Genomic DNA, 17,485 nt, shown 5'->3' on the forward strand with positions numbered 1-17,485 from the left:
TATGACAACAACAATTAATCAAGTCACCAAGTCAGTACTGAATGTCGGCGAGATGGCCAGCGGTGCCAAGTTGACGGTGCCGGTTTATCGCTTTGCTGGCCAAAGTGATGCGCCAAGTGTTTATATTCAGGCCAATATGCATGGCGCAGAAGTGCAAGGCAATGCGGTAATTTACCAGTTGCTTGAACAACTTCGTAATCTGCATGTTTTAGGTGATATCACCTTAGTGCCATATGCCAATCCAGTTGGTTGTAATCACAAAAATGGTGAATATACGCTTGGTCGTTTTGATCCGATTACTGGCGTGAATTGGAATCGAATGTACCACCACAACCCTGACTTGGTGGTGCCATTTGTGCAAGACAACTTTGACGCTAGTGAGCAAGAGATAAAAGCCAAATTCAAACAAGTGCTACTTGATGATATCGATCAACAGCTTGATCACAATATGTATGGCTTAACCACAGGTCAGCGTATTGCTTATCAATTGCAGAAAATGGCGCATCAAGCTGACTTAGTGCTGGACTTACATACCGGCCCTATCTCCAGTAAGCATTTGTATTGCCCTGAATATGCCAGAGCCAGTGCTAGTTATTTTAATATTGAACACACCTTGTTGATCCCCAATGAGTTCGACGGCGCATTAGATGAAGCAACCTTTTGCCCATGGTGGTCGCTTGCCCAAGCCTATGCAGCGAAAGGTCGCCCATTGGTGCTAAATAAAGAAAGCTTTACTGTTGAACTGGGCTCACAAGAGCAAATTGATTTAGATGTAGCACTAGATGATGCCAATAGTGTACTGACTTATTTAAGCTACAAAGGCGTAATTAAAGGTGAGGACAACGGGAGCGAGCAGCTTGTACCAGCCCAAATGACACGTTATGCCTGTTATTTAAAAGACTACAAAGCCTTCTACTCACCAATGGGCGGCATGGTCGACTACCTTGCAGAATTTGGTGTACCCTTGCCAGCAGGCGAGCCACTAGCGCGTATTTTACGTATGGATAACTACGGGGATGGCGATGCGCTGCACTATATTAGCTTAGATAAAGAAGTGATCCCGATCTTGCACTTTGCCTCGGCAAGCGTAAATCAGGGGACTGAGCTCTATAAAGTGTTTACGGAGTTTTTTACGCTTTAAGGACGATGCTAACGGTTACCTTAGTCGGATATAAATCCAGTTAGAAATAAAGAAAGGGCTGATACGATAAGTATCAGCCCTTTTTTGATGTGCTCTGATGTTATTTGAGTTGACTAACTTAACACCTGCCAAAACACATTGATTGCCATTGCGATCAACGCGATGCTGGATAACGCATAGCAAATAAAGCGCGCCATTACTGGACCATTTAAACAATGAATCATGGAGTGGGGGACGCGCAACAACACGAAAATCCATGCACTGATGTAAGTTAAGCTGCTCTGATCTTGTGATTGAATCGCAACCAGCGCCACTGCATAAAAGAGTACTGGCATCTCAAATAAGTTTTTCAAATTATTTGATGCAGCATTGATTTCAGCAGGAATAATTTGGCTAACATTTTCCGGCGCTTTTAAGCGATCGGCATCAATTTGATTACCAATTAAAAAAGTTAATCGGCGAGCATACATATATATCCATACCAGAATGGTGAGTCCGATCATCACGGCCAGTGGCAGGTAGAGCAGGTGATTAGTCATTTTTGTATTTCCTTGCGGTTAGCTATTTTGTTATCTGAAATTTTTTCTGTACCGAACTGTACTATTTATAGCCGATTAATCAACTAGCTAGGCGTTAGTTTTTAATATGAGCACAATTGTTAAGTTAACTTTGTGTTAAACATTCAGGCTATGTTATTGAATTGCAATGACTGATGTTATAACATCACATCGCTATGAAGACGTGCCCAAATAATAACAATGACAATTTAAAGAAATACAGCGCTATTATGCTTGCTGTATGGCTTTTCGCATTGTTTATACATACCAACCACGTTCAACAAGATTATATTGAAACACTATCTCAGGCAGAGCTCCAAACCGACTGCCATTTTTGTCAAAATTCACTGGATAAACCGCAAGATAGCATTGCGAAAGTTACTGCTTTCCAAGGCGTATATCGTCTTAAAGTGCTCGCTACTACACCGTTTGCTCAGCAAACAGGAACACATTTCAACCCCCCTCTAAGAGCACCACCAGCTTCTTTAATTAGTTAGTTCTATCGCCAGTTGCGTTTATTGCATCGCCTGCAATGCGCTGTGGCACACAAGTTTTATACATTAAGGGTTTATTCATGCAAACAAGAAAAGCGTTGGTCGCGTTAGCGGTCGCTGCTACTTTTTCTAACAGCGCATTGGCGCAAAACGTAAGTGGTCAAATTATTGATGCAGCAGGCAAGCCTGTTGCGAATGCAGAAGTTCACGTCGAAAATTCAAAGGCGCGTGCATTTACTAATGACCAAGGGCAATTTGTGCTTGAAGGTGTTAATAAAGGTGAAGTTGAACTTCACGTACGTGCTGACAACTTCAATCACTACCACCGCGAAATTCAAGTAACCGACCAAAACCTTGCCGGTTTGTCGATTACACTATCACCAACGGTAATGGAAATTATCGACATTCAAGCAACACCGTTGCACTCATCATCAATTGAATCTGCGCTACCGATTAGCGTACTAGCGGGTGATGATTTACGTATGAAGCAAGCGTCAACGCTTGGTGAAACGTTAAAAAATGAAGTGGGTGTGCATTCAAGCTACTACGGCCCTGTGGCAAGTACCCCAATTATCCGTGGTTTTGACGGCCCGCGTGTATTGATTACCCAAAATGGTTTAGATGTTGGTGATGCATCACGTGTTGGTGGTGATCACGTGGTTGCTACCGAAACGGCAACGGCAACACAAATTGAAGTATTACGCGGCCCTGCAACCTTATTTTACGGTAGCGGTGCAGTTGGTGGTGTGGTCAATGTGGTTGACGAACGTGTACCAACCAGCACTGACACAAAACTTGAGTACTTATTGCAACACGGCACGGTGGCTGATGAAGACGAAGCTTCATTTAGCTTAAATACTGGCAGTGGTGATTTTGCCCTTCATTTAGATGGTTTCTGGCGTGATTCAAACGATTACGACATTCCAGGCTTTGCGGAAAATGAAGCAGCTCATGATGATGAACATGAAGAAGAACACGAAGACGAGCATGAAGGTGAAGAGCACGGTGAAGAAGAAGTAGAAGGCACATTAGCCAATAGTGCTTCTGAATCGTCTGGCTTTACCATTGGTGCCAGTTACTTATTAGATAATGGCTTTGTTGGTTTCTCTTATGGCCGCTTAGATCGTGAATACGGTATTCCGGGTCATGGCCACGGACACGGTGAGGAAGAAGAGCACGAAGGTGAAGAGGAAGAAGAGGAAGAAAATGTTTTTGCTGACCTAGAGCAAGATCGCTTCCAAATTCTGAGCGACCTTTACTTTAAAGATCAATTTATCTCACGTGTTGCTTCAAAACTTGCGTACACAGATTACCAACATCAAGAAATTGAAGGTGGTGAAATTGGTACTACGTTTAAAAACGATAGCTTAGAAGTGCGTTCAGATGTGTACCACAAAGAAGTTAATGGTTGGAACGGTGCATTTACTTTGCATTACAAAGATAGCGACTTTGAAGCCTTAGGCGAAGAAGCTTTCACTCCGCCGTCTGAGTCTACCACTTTAGCGTTCGCTTGGTTAGAAGAGAAACATTACGGTGATCTATTGGTAGAACTTGGTGCTCGTATTGAGCATGTCGAGTTAACACCCAATGGTGGTGCAATGGAACATCATGACGACGAGCATGAGGAGGAAGAAGAGCACGAAGAAGAACACGGCATGCTGGAAGAGCAATCGTTCACACCTGTTAGTGCTTCTGTCGGTTTAGTTTGGGATTATCAGCCTGGCTATAACTTAGGTTTCTCTGTGTCTTATTCAGAGCGTGCGCCGTCAGCACAGGAATTGTTCTCAAATGGCCCGCATATTGGTACCAATACCTTTGAAGTTGGTGCGCTGTACGATGTGGTAGAGCATGACGATCACGTTGACATTGAGCTTGGTGAGCAGGATGTTGATATTGAGAAATCGTTCAACATCGACCTAACGTGGCGTAAGTTTGAAGGTGACTTCGGTTTTATTGTGAGTGCCTTCTATAACCAAATCGATGACTACTACTACCAGCAAGACACTGGCTTCTTTATGGAAGACGGTCACGAGCATGGTGAAGAAGAGCACGAAGAAGAAGGTCATGAAGAAGAGCATCACGACGAAGCTGATGAGCACCATGATGAAGAAGGAGGCTTACCAGTCTTTGTTTACCGTCAAGATGATGTTGACCTATACGGTGTTGAAGCGGAATTCATCTACCAAGTGAGTGCGCCACTGAAAGTGTCAGTATTTACCGATTACATCCGTGCAGAGCTTTCTGACGGTGGTGACTTACCACGTATTCCACCAATGCGTATTGGTTCTCAGTTCAACTACCAAACTAATAGCTTTGCAGCTGAATTAGCCGTAACTCACTACTTTAAGCAAGATGATGTTGCTGAATTTGAGACGGAAACAGACAGCTATACCATGGTAGATGCTAACTTCAACTACTACCTAGATGGCTTTGGCACTGATACGGCGTTGTTTATCAAAGGTAATAATTTAACGGATGAGGAAGCACGTGTGCATTCGTCATTCTTAAAAGATGATGCACCGCTACCTGGTCGCAATATTACCGTTGGTATTCGCGGTAGCTTCTAATCGAGTTATTGATTTTTAAAAGTAAAAAGCCCTGATATTTCAGGGCTTTTTTGTATTTGAATGCTGAGCTTTTAGTTAGCTTGAATTAGCCGAGTAGGTCTAAAGAGAAAAGTTGAATTAACCTAAATTCTTCTGAAACAGATCTTCCAATTTTACAATTGTTTCTGGAATCAATTTCACATCGGTTGGCGCAATAAAAATAGTATCGTCGCCGGCAATGGTGCCCAATACGCCGTCACTTTTACTGACACTATCAAGCAAACGGGCAATCAATTGCGCAGCGCCGGGGCTAGTGCGAATAATGATCATCACATTATTATGCTCAATGTCTAGCACCAACTGCTTAAGCGGGCTTTTTGCTGTTGGCACACCAAGCTCAGCAGGTAAACAATACACCATTTCCTGACGGGCATTACGAGTGCGTACCGCGCCAAATTTACTGAGCATACGCGATACTTTTGATTGGCTGATATTGTCGAAGCCTTGTGCTTTTAAGGCATCAACTATTTCACCTTGAGAGCCAAATTGCTCTTGCTTGAGTAAGTCTTTAAATGCTTGAACTAGGGCTTCTTGTTTTTGTTGTGCTGTCATCATACTGCCATACTACCTGTTGCGTTATCGCTTGCGCTTTTGGGGTTAAGCATAGCGCAATTAAGTGCATCCATTCGTTGAAATCGCCTGATTCTAGACCAATTTCATTCATTTGTTTTTCTACTATGCTCTACTATACCAAGTAATCGTGGGAATAGGGTAGCACCGTGCTTCTTGCCTCATTATAAATAACGTTATTTGGTGAATAAGTGTCTTTTGGTGCCCAAACATAATTAACATTCAGGGAAGTTATCAATGTAACTGTAAAGGAAAATTGCTTATTGGCGTGAAAAGGGCAAACTTCCTAAGGATTCTCTAATTGTTTTTTATGGACTAATGCTATATCTTTTGGGCGACAAAAATTAAGTAAATACTCAAATCGGGAGAGAATTCCAATGAAAGTTGCTGTATTAGGCGCAGCTGGTGGTATCGGCCAAGCGTTATCTTTACTATTAAAAACTCAATTACCTGCAGGTTCTGATTTAGCATTATACGATGTTGCACCTGTTGTTCCTGGTGTTGCTGTTGATTTAAGCCACATCCCTACTGCGGTAAATGTTAAAGGTTACGGTGCTGACGACTTAGCACCTGCATTAGCCGGTGCAGACATTGTAATCATCCCAGCGGGTATGCCTCGTAAGCCTGGTATGGACCGTGCTGACTTGTTCAATGTTAATGCTGGTATCGTTAAAACGCTTGCAGAAGGCATCGTTGCTAACTGTCCTAAAGCACTAGTAGGTGTTATCACTAACCCTGTTAACGGCACTGTGCCAATTGTTGCTGAAGTATTCAAAAAAGCAGGTACTTACGAAGCTGGCCGTGTATTCGGTGTAACAACGCTTGACGTTATTCGCTCTGAAGCTTTCATTGCTGAGCTTAAAGGTGTTGATGTTGCAACGGTTAAAGTGCCAGTAATTGGTGGTCACTCAGGTACAACCATTCTACCACTACTTTCTCAAGTAGAAGGTGTTGAATTTACTGAAGAAGAAGTAGCAAGCCTAACTCCTCGCATTCAAAACGCAGGTACAGAAGTTGTTAACGCTAAAGCTGGCGGCGGCTCTGCAACGCTTTCTATGGGCGCTGCGGCAGCACGTTTCACTATGTCATTAATCAAAGGCTTACAGGGTGAAGAAGTTGTTGATTACGCTTACGTTGCAGTTGAAGATGGCGACGCAGAATACTTTGCACACCCAGTACGTTTAGGTAAAAACGGTGTTGAAGAAATTCTTCCATACGGTGAATTAAGTGCATTCGAGCAAAAAGCGAAAGAAGACATGCTTGAAACCTTAAACAAAGACATCAAAGAAGGTATCGACTTTATCAACGGCTAATAAGCTTGCTGATAAAATAGCTTTCATACTTTCAATAAAAACGGCAGGCCCAAGGCTTGCCGTTTTTTTTATGCCTAGGTTTTAGCTGATGCCAATCGGTATAATCAAGTGCCTATTCCATTCTTTGCGTACCATTTTAAACTTTGATAAATGGTCGGTTAATTAATCTCCAAACAGTCGCTAACACCCTCTAATAAATTGACTAATTGGTCAGTTTGGCCATATTGTATCGTCCCATTTTTGGTTAATGTCTAGACATAAAGCTATCTATACCCATGCTACTTCAAGATGCTTGAGTTCAGCGCTGTCACAGGGACTCAATATCAAGGCGCAGCTTGCCGGAATGGTCACTCCCTTTCAATAAGCTGCAACGTAGAGAGTGGGTTCCTGTGACGCGCCTTCTCTACATTAAAAAGTGGGTTGGTTTAAAAGCGATTTATGCTGCGTTATTGATTGTGACAAGGGAACGACCATTCTCTGTAATCAATGCCTTGCCTAAACCGCTTTTAACTCCAACTGAAACAAGCACTTTGAAGTAGCATGGGTATAACTAAAATAGCTTGATTGTATGCGCAATCAAATGTGGGTCTATTGCCAGAAGGCATAAAAAGATAGAAGGAGCACAATAGAGGAAGTTACTCAACACTGCCCTTATTTAGCAGTCTACTCAATTACATAATAATGACGGTCGAGTTTAGGCCGATGTAACGGATTAATAATTAAAGACATGGATATGTTTATTTATAGGAAATAAATTTTTGCCTTGGCAAAAAAGAAAAACAGAGAAAAAATTTTGAAAAAGCAGTTTAATTTCAAAACCCGCATAGTCATGGTTGCGATTAGCTTATTAGCCATTTCCATGATCATCTTAGCCACTTCCGCTTACTATCAACTGTCTGGATTAGTGAAAGCAAACGTTGATGAATATGCCAGGCTACAAATGTCGAGTAATGGCGCGAAAGTTCAAAACTACATGTCGAGCATCAAGCAAGGTGTTGAGCAATCTGCTGAACTATTTGCAGGCGCTACCGACAAAGCACAAATTCAAGGTTACTTAAACAGCCTTGGTCGTTCTATTTCTGCTGCCGATATTATTGTTGGCTATGAAGACGGCATGGGTCTAAGCCACAAGCACGGTGAGTTCAATGCTGGTAACGCAGACCCGCGCTCGCGCACTTGGTATCAGCAAGCTAAGCGACAAGCGTCGACAACGGTAACTAAGATTTACAACGACAAGTCTTCTAACCAGTTAATGGTGACCTTAGCTACACCGCTATATCAAAGTGGCCAATTTAAAGGGGTACTAGCTGCTGATATCGCGATTAACGCACTAGACCCATTTATTGAGCGTGCTACCTTCCCTGGCTCTATCGCTGCGCTATACGATGATACCGGCTTAACAATTTCGTCTACTGGTGAGGTTGATGTACCGGGTGAATCACGATTGTCAGATTTTGAGCCGCTAGTTGAACTTGAACAAATCATGTTGTCAAAGCAGCAAAACATGCATGAGTTCGAGTTATTAGGTATTGATAAAATCGCTTACTTTGAGACGGTAACCATTACCCAAGACACCACTTGGTTTATGTTGGTCGCAATCGATAAGTCAGTTATGTATAGCGCTTTGGGTGACTCTTTAGTTTCATCTAGCCTGACTACCTTTGTGTTAATTGTATTATCGACTATCGCGATATACGTATTGCTTTCTTACGCCTACCGCCCAGTTGAAGCGTTGAAGAAAACGGTAAATGAGCTTTCAAATGGTAACGGTGATTTAACCAAGCGTTTGAAAGTAGAACGTGAAGATGACTTGGGTGAAATTTCAAGAGACATCAATACCTTTATCGAAAACTTACAAACAATGATGCGTGATATCGCTGAATCTAGTCAGTACATTGCTACCAGTGTCGATGACCTACAGGCATTGCGTCAAAGCAACAATGAAGTGTTGGAAGCGCACCGTCTTGAGACTAGCCAAGTGGCAACTGCACTAAATGAAATGAGTGCAAGTTCAACCGACGTTGCCAATAACACCGAAAACGCAGTGAATGTGACTACGAGTACTAACGAACAAGCGTTACATTCAAAACAAGTGGTTTCAGGTGCGACCCAAAATGTCAGCGATTTGGTGGAGAAAGTTGAAGAGTCTTCAAGCCAAATTAATCAAATGGGACAAGAAATTGATAATATTTCGGCTGTCTTGAAAGTGATTGGTGATATAGCGGAGCAAACCAACTTACTTGCCTTGAATGCGGCAATTGAAGCAGCACGTGCTGGCGAACAAGGCCGAGGTTTCGCGGTAGTTGCTGATGAAGTACGAGCACTAGCGTCAAGAACACAAGACAGCACCACTGAAATTCACAATACAATTAACCGCTTAAATGCAAGTTCGCAAAGTGTTATCAATGGTATTGAGTCGACGAAAGCAAGCTGTGTTGAAGCTTCTGAACAAACCCACTTAGTGGTTGAGAACCTTGATCAGATCGTCAACTCTGTTGGCGGCATTAATGACTTAAATATTCAAATTGCCGCTGCAGCTAAGCAGCAGTCTTCGGTTTCTGAAGAAATTAATCGCAATATGGTGACCATTAGTGACATGGTTGAGCAGGTTGCGGCCAGCAGCGATGAAGTGAACGGCGCAACAACGGTATTGGCAAGTGCTAATAGCAACTTAACCAAGGTGGTGAGTCAGTTTAAGCTTTAGTTACTTATCCCTTCGGGGCGTTAATCAAAGAATTCAGCTATCGCCCTAGCTGCATGTTCGGCAATTTACCACAGCAAATAGCCGAACTAACGCACTATCAAGTCAGTTGTTTATCTAAATTTTTTGTTGAGCAAACGACTGACTTTATTTGTTTCTCTTGCCTGTCAGTTTTATTTACATTCGTTAGTCCTAACCGGGTTTATTTTATATTGTATATTTTTAGCTTGTTGATTATGAGTAATATTAATATCTTGACCCGTAAATTGCATAGCTCAGCCCTCACCACATAATTGCTCTTATGCTAAGCCTTGCAACGGCTAGGTTTAGGTGGTCATAAATAGCCTAACTCAAGGAGCTATGTATGGTTCAGTTTTTGCGCGTTTGTTGCCAACTGGCTGTGCTTATTTCAACAGGGATTTCCTGTTCTGTGCAGGCAAATCTGCTGCAATATGACCTTAGTTTTACCACATCTGGCCAAAGTATCTGGGATACGGGTGATTCGTTTATGTTAGATCAGCGAAGTTTTCTGGGTGCTCAGTGGCAAGATCAACAGGTAGATATTGATCTGATTGCTGGTCGAGAAGATGTTAACGTGATTAACCCATTGCGGACGGCTTACGATATTGCTTTTGCTGGTTGTCGAGCCTTGGGGAATTCTTCAAGCACTTGTATCAATGGCCAAAGTGGGCGCATATTTGTTCCTAAATTGGGAAGCAGGCCATCGGTGCGCAGTTGCAGTCGGTTTGCTGTGGCTTGCAAAATTGCCCGTGCGGCAGATTTAACAAGACGGGCGGCTTATGATGCGGCTTTCTCTCTATGTCGAAAAAGCTTCTCGTCGAGTGTTTGTCGTAATGGCCAATCGGCACGTTTGCCTGTAGCACCACTAGGCACTGCGCCACCTTCATTTCTGGAAGTGGATACTCGTACCGGCGTGGCCGTTCAAGGCTCTACTGATGGTAGAGTTGGTATTGAACTTGGTATTGAGATTGACAGTGGCTCAGTAGATGCCACAGTGTCTTATCAAGCCACGTTAGATCTTCCTGATACGCTTAATTTAGATAAAACTAACCCAATCAATTTTAATGCTAACAGCCTATTGGCTGGCGCCAATACGCTCGATACGTCTTTTGCCAACCTAGCGCTTAATATTGATGCAATTATGGAACTCAGTGGAACTGTGGGGGGAGAAGCCTGCATTATACCGGCGGGCTGTAGCACAGGTTCAACACCATTTAACATTAATGAAAGAGCATCAATACTATCCTTTAATCAAGATGGCGAAGGTGGTGTCTCGCTGCTTGGCCAGCAACCATCAGTATTCGGCTTTCCCGATCAAGCCAATGGCTTTCCATTTAGCGTAGATGCTCTAGGTATAGTGGAAGCGACTTTACATCTTCCGCAGCCTAATGCTAGCGGTGGTTTGAATGTAAACACCAACACCCTTATCGCTAGTGGCCAAGATGATTTAGTGGATTTGTTTATTGATATTGATAACATCGTCGCTACTGCGGCAGGCGTGCCAGGCCTGTTTGGCTCTAGCGCCCCAATCGGAAGTATCGGTAGCATCGGCTACGATATTATTGATGTGCAAATGGGGCCAACCATCGACTTAAAACAAGACTTTGAATTAGAGCCAACACTGTTTGTGTCTATGGTCTTTGATAAAGCGGTAATGGTGGGCGGAGAAATGGTAACCGAATTGATCTCTGCATGGGATTTATTACCTGACATCACTTTTCTTGATGACGTTACCACAGTCACACCAACCTTTTTCCTTGATGCTAATTTGACCAATGAAACATTATTAGATTTTGATTTAGAATTGATGATCGACTTATTACAAATTAACTTCGACATCCTTGGTTTTGATCGTCAAATAGGTATTGGCAATGTTTTAGCAGCTGGCGCAGATTTATTTCAATCGCCTAACTTGTTCGTCAATATGTTCCCGTTAGGAGGATTTGACTTGCAAGTAGGGGAGAGTTTCGTGGTTGACTTTAATAATAATACACCACCCCCGCCAACGACTTTAGCGGTAAGAAGTGCAATTAATCCGATTGAAGCATTCGCGGTGTCTGTACCTACACCCAGTAGTGTGTTGCTAATGCTAATCGCCTTATCCGCACTGGTGTTATCCTTTTCTGCTAACGGTAATCATGTGCGTAAAAGAAATACCGCATAGAGTTTTAAATAATAATCTTGTTTTGGCTTGCCAGTTGATAGTTAATTATTGGATGTCAGCTGGCAAATCACGCTAACCACCTATAATTACTTAAATAACTCCTAGGTATAATCACTCATGAAATCACTGTTGTTAAGCGTCTTGCTCTTATCGATCAATCTACCTGTAATGGCCGCCGATATTAACGGCAAATTTGCCATGAAAGGAGCAGGCTTTTTAACCTGTCAGGCATTTCTATTAGAGAGACAAAAACGCTCTAATATTTACTATATGATTGGCGGTTGGTTGGAAGGCTATATCTCTGCTCACAATCGATATGTTACAGATACCTATGACATTACCGCCTATCAATCACTGGAGTTACTGTTGAATGTAATGGATAACCACTGTCAAAGTAACCCAAGCAATCAACTTTACCAAGTGGTAAGCGGTATTATTGAGAAGTTGGAACCAGCAAGGATTAAACAGGAGTCTCCTCGTATCGCTGTCACTATTGGCGAGCGAAAAGTTGTCTTGTACAGGGCGACCATTCGCAAACTTCAGCAAAAGCTGAGCGAGCTTGAGTTATATCAAGGTCAAATTGATGGCCAATATACCGATGCGACTAAATCTGCATTAATGGCATATCAATCTGATATAGGCTTTGAAATGACTGGCGTGCCGGACCAAGGAACACTATGGCGCTTATTAAAATAACAAGATTGAAGAACTAACTATTAGTTGCTTTGAGTATTTGCGTTGAAGCTGCTTTACGCAGCAAGATTGGGAACTGAGGGATGTTATCCACTGCCAAGCGCACTTAGCTTAGCAGTAGACTTAGCGAAGACTAGCAACCAGTAGTTACGGTAATTACTTCCGGCGGTACTGCATTTACAACAGCACTTTTGTAGCTTACATAACAGTTAGTTGCGATAATTTCTGCTGCAGTTGGCGAGTTATTTGGCGCTTTATTCGTTAAATACAGGCCGCGGGCAACTTGGTTATCAGCATTAATGTCGTTAAAAATTGTATTGAAAAGGAAGTCATCACTAATATTCATGGCTTCAAGAATTTCTGGCACATTGTCGCTGTCGTTGAAAGAGATGCCAATTGGGTATCCTTGATCGAAGAAAATACCTTCAAATTCAAAACCATTATCAGTGCGGCTTTCAACTAAAGCCTTACTGTTATAGAGGTTAGCTGTTGATTCTAAACTACCAGCTAGTGCTTCAAGTGCTGCTTCGTTAGCATCAGAAGATAGGTTGATAAAACGTGGCACAGCCACAGCTGATAAAATACCTAAGATGACAATCACGACAACAAGTTCGATCAGGGTAAAGCCACTGGCCTTAGTTATCAGGGTATTAGTTTTCTGGGTACTCGTTAATTGACCGCTAGGCAACTGGGATTTCGACGATATGTGATACATGTTACTTCTCCTGGGACAACAATTCCTTAGACAATTAATAAAGCGCTGATGCTTTCTCTTATGAAACATTATTGCCTCACCCTATCACTAATATTCGAAGCAATATTCAAATTAATTACGAGCTATAAGCGGCATCGCATTTATTAACAATAGTTTAACACAATATTTCTTGCTCTATCGCTAATAATACAGCTCGAGTGCGATCTCTTACACCAAGCTTGGTTAAAATGCTGGAAACATGATTTTTAATGGTACCTTCAGATTTAAACAAGGCACCTGATATTTCTTTGTTGGAATAGCCGCTCGCCATCAGTCTCAGTACTTCTATCTCTTTTGGAGTCAGCGGCTCTAACGGAGCAGGAGCAGTAAAATCACCACTAACACCGTTAACTTTAGTAATGCCTTTTAACAGCCGTTCTGTAACTGCGGGCTGCACCATAGTTTGCCCATTATGAACCGCTTCAATGGCACTAATAAGTGACTCCAGTGATACGTCTTTAAGTAAGTAGCCTTTTGCACCCGCTTGCATCCCTTTGAGAACCAGCTCTGAATCGTCGAAAGTGGTCAGAATAATAACGGGCGTAGTAATTCCCGCTTGCGTTAACTGCACTAAAGTTTCAATACCGTCCATTTTCGGCATTGAGATATCGAGCAAAATCACATCAGGCTTATGTGTTGCTACTTGCGCTAATACTTGTGTGCCATCGCTAGCCTCAGCGCTCACGATAACTTTTTCTGATAGCGCAAGTAAGCTTTTAATTCCTTGCCTAACTAAGGTTTGGTCGTCTACGAGTAGTAGTTTAATTGTCACTTATCAAGTCTCGCTCTTTTCTTGGTGTTACATGCTAAATTTATTGGCGTATGTGATTAGGCAAATTAACCGCAATTGTTAACCCACCATTTTGACGTTCAAAGTTTGCCGTGCCGCCAAGAAGCTCTGCGCGCTCAGTAATACCTGACAGTCCATTGCCCGCGATTAGCTTCGCGGGAGCCTTGCCATTGTCATAAATTTTTAGCTGAATTTCGTCTTGTTGCAGGGTAATTGATAGCCAAAATTCACTAGCACCGCTATGACGCAGCGTATTGGTAATCGCCTCTTGGCTGATGCGAACTAAGGTATTTGCCAATTCAAATGAATCAAGTTGGATATCTGTTTGAATCGACTGATGAATCTTGAGTGCAGGTACGCCAGCGACAAGCGCCTCGATTGCTGCCTGCACGTCAATAGCTTGATTCGCCTTAATTGTGCTGACCGCCTCGCGTACATCGCTTAACAAAAGTTTGGCGAGCGCATAGCTTTCATCAACTTTTTCTTTCGCAGCTGAGTTGCCATCACGTTCACATAAATGAGATGACACTTGCAGGTTTATGGTTAACGCGGTGAGGTGATGACCAAGCAAGTCGTGAAGCTCACGCGCAATACGTGTGCGTTCATGTTGCTTCGTCGATTGCGTTAACAATTGCTGAGTGGCTAGTAGCTGGCGATTAAGTTCATTCGCTTGTTCGCTCGCTTGTTTAGCTTTTTGCGTTTGTTGGCTCATTAGTAAGCTAAAAATATGAAACGTGCCATACAGAGAGCCCGTCAATAACACATGGTCTTTTTGCCAACGCCAACCATAGACGCTAAACCATACGAAGACTAGCGCAATAATAATGAGTAAGGCAGTTTCAAATCGGCAGAAATTAATCAGCATGCCAGCCCAAATAATGGTAAGGATTGGAATAAAGTCGAGTGGCAGCATTAACATAATGGCAAATGCACTCGCTAGTTGTAATCCAAAAAATACTTGATGGGCACGGCCAAAGAGTGACGCTTTATTAAGTTTGGTCGCACCAAAAAAACAGACAATATAAGCGGCGAAACAAATGGCAATCCCCAATGTATTTGCTTGCACGTTGGCGGTTTGTGAAGGTAAGGCGTAGAGTGAAATGGCAAGTACTAAGCCCCAAGTCACAACAGCTAAAACATCAAGTCGCTCAAAGTGTTGGCTAATTTTAGCGATGGCTTTATACATATCTTATTATTGGTAACCTGTTGACGATTATAGCTTTTAAGGATTATTTCAGATTAAGTCGTAAAAACCTATAGGCCAAAAGTCATGTTTTTAAATCGTGACCTTTGGCACTGATGTCGCCAAATAGCAGTGCGTAGACTACTCCCAACAACTTAGGGAGAGAAAATATGTACTATTCAATTTATTCCGTTTTACTGTTTTTACACATTGTGGTTGGCAGTGTGTCATTAATCACTTTTTGGTTGCCTGTTATTGCCAAAAAAGGCGGGCATTTTCACAAACGGTCAGGTAAGTGGTTTGAATTTGGCATGCTCGCTGTCAGTTTATCTGGAATTGCTATCACTTTAATGGTGTTATTCGATCCGTTAGCCATTAAAGATCCTTCGTCTTCATTATCTGGTGCAGAAGCCGATAAGTTGGTGTGGTGGAGCGAAATGTTTGCTTGGTTTTTACTGATGTTGTCGTTACTAGTGCTTAACAGTACACGTCACTCGGTGCTTGTTTTGAAATGTCGAGAGAACCGACAGGCCCTGCGTCAATGGCCACACCTGTTGCCAATTCTAACTATGGCGGTAATTTCGCCCTATGTCGGCTATTTAGGTACTAAGTATTCTTTTGTTTTGTTACAGGTATTTAGCGTTTTGTGTTTAGTGAATAGCTACCAATTACTACATTATATTTTTAAACCGTCTATTCAACCAAGAGAATGGCTAATTCAGCATTTACGTCATATTATTGGTGCAGGCATTGGGGCTTACACCGCGTTTTTTGCTTTTGGTGGTCGCCAACTACTCGCCAATATTGTAAGTGATCAGTGGCAGATTATGTTTTGGGTGCTGCCGGGTGTCATTGGTGGTGTTTGCACCCATAAATTAGTCAAAAAATATCGTCAGCAGTACAAGGTGCAATAGGCGATAAGTACAACGCTTGAAAGGGACTTTTATGAAGCAAATATTTCTTGAAGATTTTGTCGTTGGTCAAGTGTTCACAACAGAACAACATCAAGTCACTGCTGAGCAAATTATCGAATTTGCTCAGCAATTTGATCCGCAGCCATTTCATACCAATGAAGAACAAGCCAAAAGTAGTTTTTTTAAAGGGCTAGTGGCCAGTGGTTGGCATACGGCAGCTCTTACCATGAAATTAATTGTGGCAAGTGATGCTAAACCCGCCGGTGGTTTGATTGGCGCAGGTGTTGATAAGCTTCGCTTCAATCAAGCTGTTCGCCCTGGTGATAGCTTGCAAGCTAAGGTCATGGTTATTGAAGCAAAAGCGTCTAGTTCAAAGCCCGAACAAGGATTAGTTACTATTGCTGTGTCAGCGACAAACCAAGATCAGCAAGAGGTATGCAGCTATGTATCAAATGTTGTGGTGCCTACAAGGCCTAACCCCTGACTCTTGACGGTTAAGGAGTGATGATCTGATGTGCGACGAGCTTAGATATTACTTGCTCCTTATTTTTTGCCCCCAGCTTAAGCTTTAAATTTTCTAAATGAAATCTCGCTGTTCGTTCAGAAATATTGAGCTTTTTACCGACCTCGTTATATGTGCAGCCATTACTCAACCATTTACCGCACTCTATTTCTCGATGGGTTAATTTTAGCTGCTGAATGGTAGCATCTGGGCGACTTTTTAAGGCACAAAGCTGTTGATGAAATACGGTCGCGAGGATCTCAAGTTGCTTGCCATACTGTTCAAGCCATTTTGTTTCTGCTTCATTGTCTATAGCGCAACCTAACCCTGCGATTAATAATTTATTATTGCTAAGTGGTATTGAAGTGCCAGCATTGAGCTTGTGGGCTTTGACCTGCTGCCAATAGTCTATTTGTGCTTTGCCTTTGCAGCATTGTTTCGCGTATGACCAAGCCACTGGAGAATTGCTCATTACACATAGTGGAATGGTAGTGTCTAGTTGTAGGTAGTTCTTGGCAATATATTCATCGACCCATTGTTGAGGGTAGGTACTGATCACGTTTAATTCACTGGGGTGTTGTGCGTTAAACTGAAAGTAACCAAAGCTTTTAATGCCAATTTTAATGAGCTGTTGCTCAAACAAATTGACGAGTTCGGCTTCTCGCTGACATTTTATCAGCTGATAAATATCGTCCCATTCCATCTCACATCTACATCCTGTAAATACCTGTCAGAACTGACAGTGCAATTTTGTTGTTTATTGATTAATACTAAAAAGGTCTATGTTTTAAAGGATAGTCGGCGATTCGTTCTAATAGGTGAAATTAATTTAACTATTGAGTTAAGACGTTGAAACATATGCGTAAGGAGGCGTTATGTTACTTGTCAAATTAATGGTATTAATAGGAATGCTGATTGCTTCACAACTTGTATCGATAGGTAAAAGTCATGCCGCTTGGAAACTGTTTTTGGCTTTGTTTCCGATTGTTGGCGCAATTGCCATTGCCTTATTGAATATTAAGTACTCAGATTTTTACTAATTTTTATAAATGCTCGCAGAAAGAAAAAATCCACCTTATTTG

General features: G+C 42.2%; 15 protein-coding genes. 9 read left to right on the forward strand and 6 right to left on the reverse strand.

Annotation, left to right across the window (positions count from 1 at the left end; all coding sequences use genetic code 11):
- Position 1: 1 nt before the first annotated feature.
- Positions 2-1,141, forward strand: a complete 1,140-nt coding sequence (locus tag ACSLUR_RS01220; RefSeq protein ID WP_448551063.1) for a succinylglutamate desuccinylase/aspartoacylase family protein — start codon at positions 2-4, stop codon at positions 1,139-1,141.
- A 113-nt stretch (positions 1,142-1,254) separates the two neighbouring features.
- Here the strand turns inward: ACSLUR_RS01220 and ACSLUR_RS01225 are convergent, their stop codons facing one another.
- Positions 1,255-1,680, reverse strand: coding sequence for an MAPEG family protein (locus ACSLUR_RS01225; RefSeq protein ID WP_448551066.1), 426 nt, complete (start codon positions 1,678-1,680; stop codon positions 1,255-1,257).
- 592 nt (positions 1,681-2,272) lie between these two features.
- Here ACSLUR_RS01225 and ACSLUR_RS01230 point away from each other — a divergent pair.
- Entirely contained in the window at positions 2,273-4,759 is a 2,487-nt protein-coding gene (locus ACSLUR_RS01230; RefSeq protein WP_448551068.1) for a TonB-dependent receptor, read from the forward strand.
- Between the two features lie 117 nt (positions 4,760-4,876).
- Here the strand turns inward: ACSLUR_RS01230 and argR are convergent, their stop codons facing one another.
- Positions 4,877-5,350, reverse strand: coding sequence for a transcriptional regulator ArgR (gene argR, locus ACSLUR_RS01235; RefSeq protein ID WP_116002270.1), 474 nt, complete (start codon positions 5,348-5,350; stop codon positions 4,877-4,879).
- A 395-nt stretch (positions 5,351-5,745) separates the two neighbouring features.
- Between argR and mdh the strand changes: the two genes are divergently transcribed.
- The 4 genes from mdh (at position 5,746) to ACSLUR_RS01255 (ending at position 12,263) form a co-directional block, all read left to right on the forward strand.
- Positions 5,746-6,681, forward strand: coding sequence for a malate dehydrogenase (gene mdh, locus ACSLUR_RS01240; RefSeq protein ID WP_448551070.1), 936 nt, complete (start codon positions 5,746-5,748; stop codon positions 6,679-6,681).
- A gap of 793 nt (positions 6,682-7,474) precedes the next feature.
- Entirely contained in the window at positions 7,475-9,385 is a 1,911-nt protein-coding gene (locus tag ACSLUR_RS01245; protein ID WP_448551072.1) for a methyl-accepting chemotaxis protein, read from the forward strand.
- A gap of 361 nt (positions 9,386-9,746) precedes the next feature.
- Positions 9,747-11,567, forward strand: a complete 1,821-nt coding sequence (locus ACSLUR_RS01250) for a hypothetical protein (RefSeq protein ID WP_448551074.1) — start codon at positions 9,747-9,749, stop codon at positions 11,565-11,567.
- Positions 11,568-11,684: 117 nt separating this feature from the next.
- The gene (locus tag ACSLUR_RS01255) at positions 11,685-12,263 is read left to right on the forward strand and encodes a peptidoglycan-binding domain-containing protein (RefSeq protein ID WP_448551076.1); all 579 of its coding nucleotides are present in this window, start codon (positions 11,685-11,687) and stop codon (positions 12,261-12,263) included.
- Positions 12,264-12,393: 130 nt separating this feature from the next.
- Here ACSLUR_RS01255 and ACSLUR_RS01260 read toward each other — a convergent pair whose 3' ends face one another.
- The 3 genes from ACSLUR_RS01260 to ACSLUR_RS01270 form a co-directional block, all read right to left on the reverse strand.
- Positions 12,394-12,975, reverse strand: a complete 582-nt coding sequence (locus tag ACSLUR_RS01260) for a type II secretion system protein (RefSeq protein ID WP_448551079.1) — start codon at positions 12,973-12,975, stop codon at positions 12,394-12,396.
- Between the two features lie 154 nt (positions 12,976-13,129).
- Positions 13,130-13,786 (reverse strand): response regulator, encoded by a 657-nt coding sequence (locus tag ACSLUR_RS01265; protein WP_448551081.1) that lies wholly within the window; start codon positions 13,784-13,786, stop codon positions 13,130-13,132.
- Positions 13,787-13,826: 40 nt separating this feature from the next.
- Complete coding sequence (locus ACSLUR_RS01270) at positions 13,827-14,990, reverse strand: sensor histidine kinase (protein WP_448551083.1); 1,164 nt, start codon at positions 14,988-14,990, stop codon at positions 13,827-13,829.
- 167 nt (positions 14,991-15,157) lie between these two features.
- On the opposite strand from ACSLUR_RS01270, the gene ACSLUR_RS01275 reads away from it, so the two are divergent.
- Both ACSLUR_RS01275 and ACSLUR_RS01280 read left to right on the forward strand, forming a co-directional pair.
- Positions 15,158-15,901, forward strand: coding sequence for a hypothetical protein (locus tag ACSLUR_RS01275; protein ID WP_448551085.1), 744 nt, complete (start codon positions 15,158-15,160; stop codon positions 15,899-15,901).
- A gap of 31 nt (positions 15,902-15,932) precedes the next feature.
- Positions 15,933-16,385 carry a MaoC family dehydratase gene (locus ACSLUR_RS01280; RefSeq protein ID WP_448551087.1) on the forward strand — a complete coding sequence of 151 codons (453 nt, stop codon included), beginning with the start codon at positions 15,933-15,935 and terminating at the stop codon, positions 16,383-16,385.
- Between the two features lie 10 nt (positions 16,386-16,395).
- Here the strand turns inward: ACSLUR_RS01280 and ACSLUR_RS01285 are convergent, their stop codons facing one another.
- Positions 16,396-17,106: a helix-turn-helix transcriptional regulator gene (locus tag ACSLUR_RS01285; RefSeq protein ID WP_448551089.1), complete on the reverse strand. Its 711-nt coding sequence runs from the start codon at positions 17,104-17,106 to the stop codon at positions 16,396-16,398.
- Between the two features lie 172 nt (positions 17,107-17,278).
- On the opposite strand from ACSLUR_RS01285, the gene ACSLUR_RS01290 reads away from it, so the two are divergent.
- Complete coding sequence (locus ACSLUR_RS01290) at positions 17,279-17,443, forward strand: hypothetical protein (RefSeq protein ID WP_448551091.1); 165 nt, start codon at positions 17,279-17,281, stop codon at positions 17,441-17,443.
- Positions 17,444-17,485 lie beyond the last annotated feature (42 nt).

This window comes from Thalassotalea montiporae, assembly GCF_053485855.1.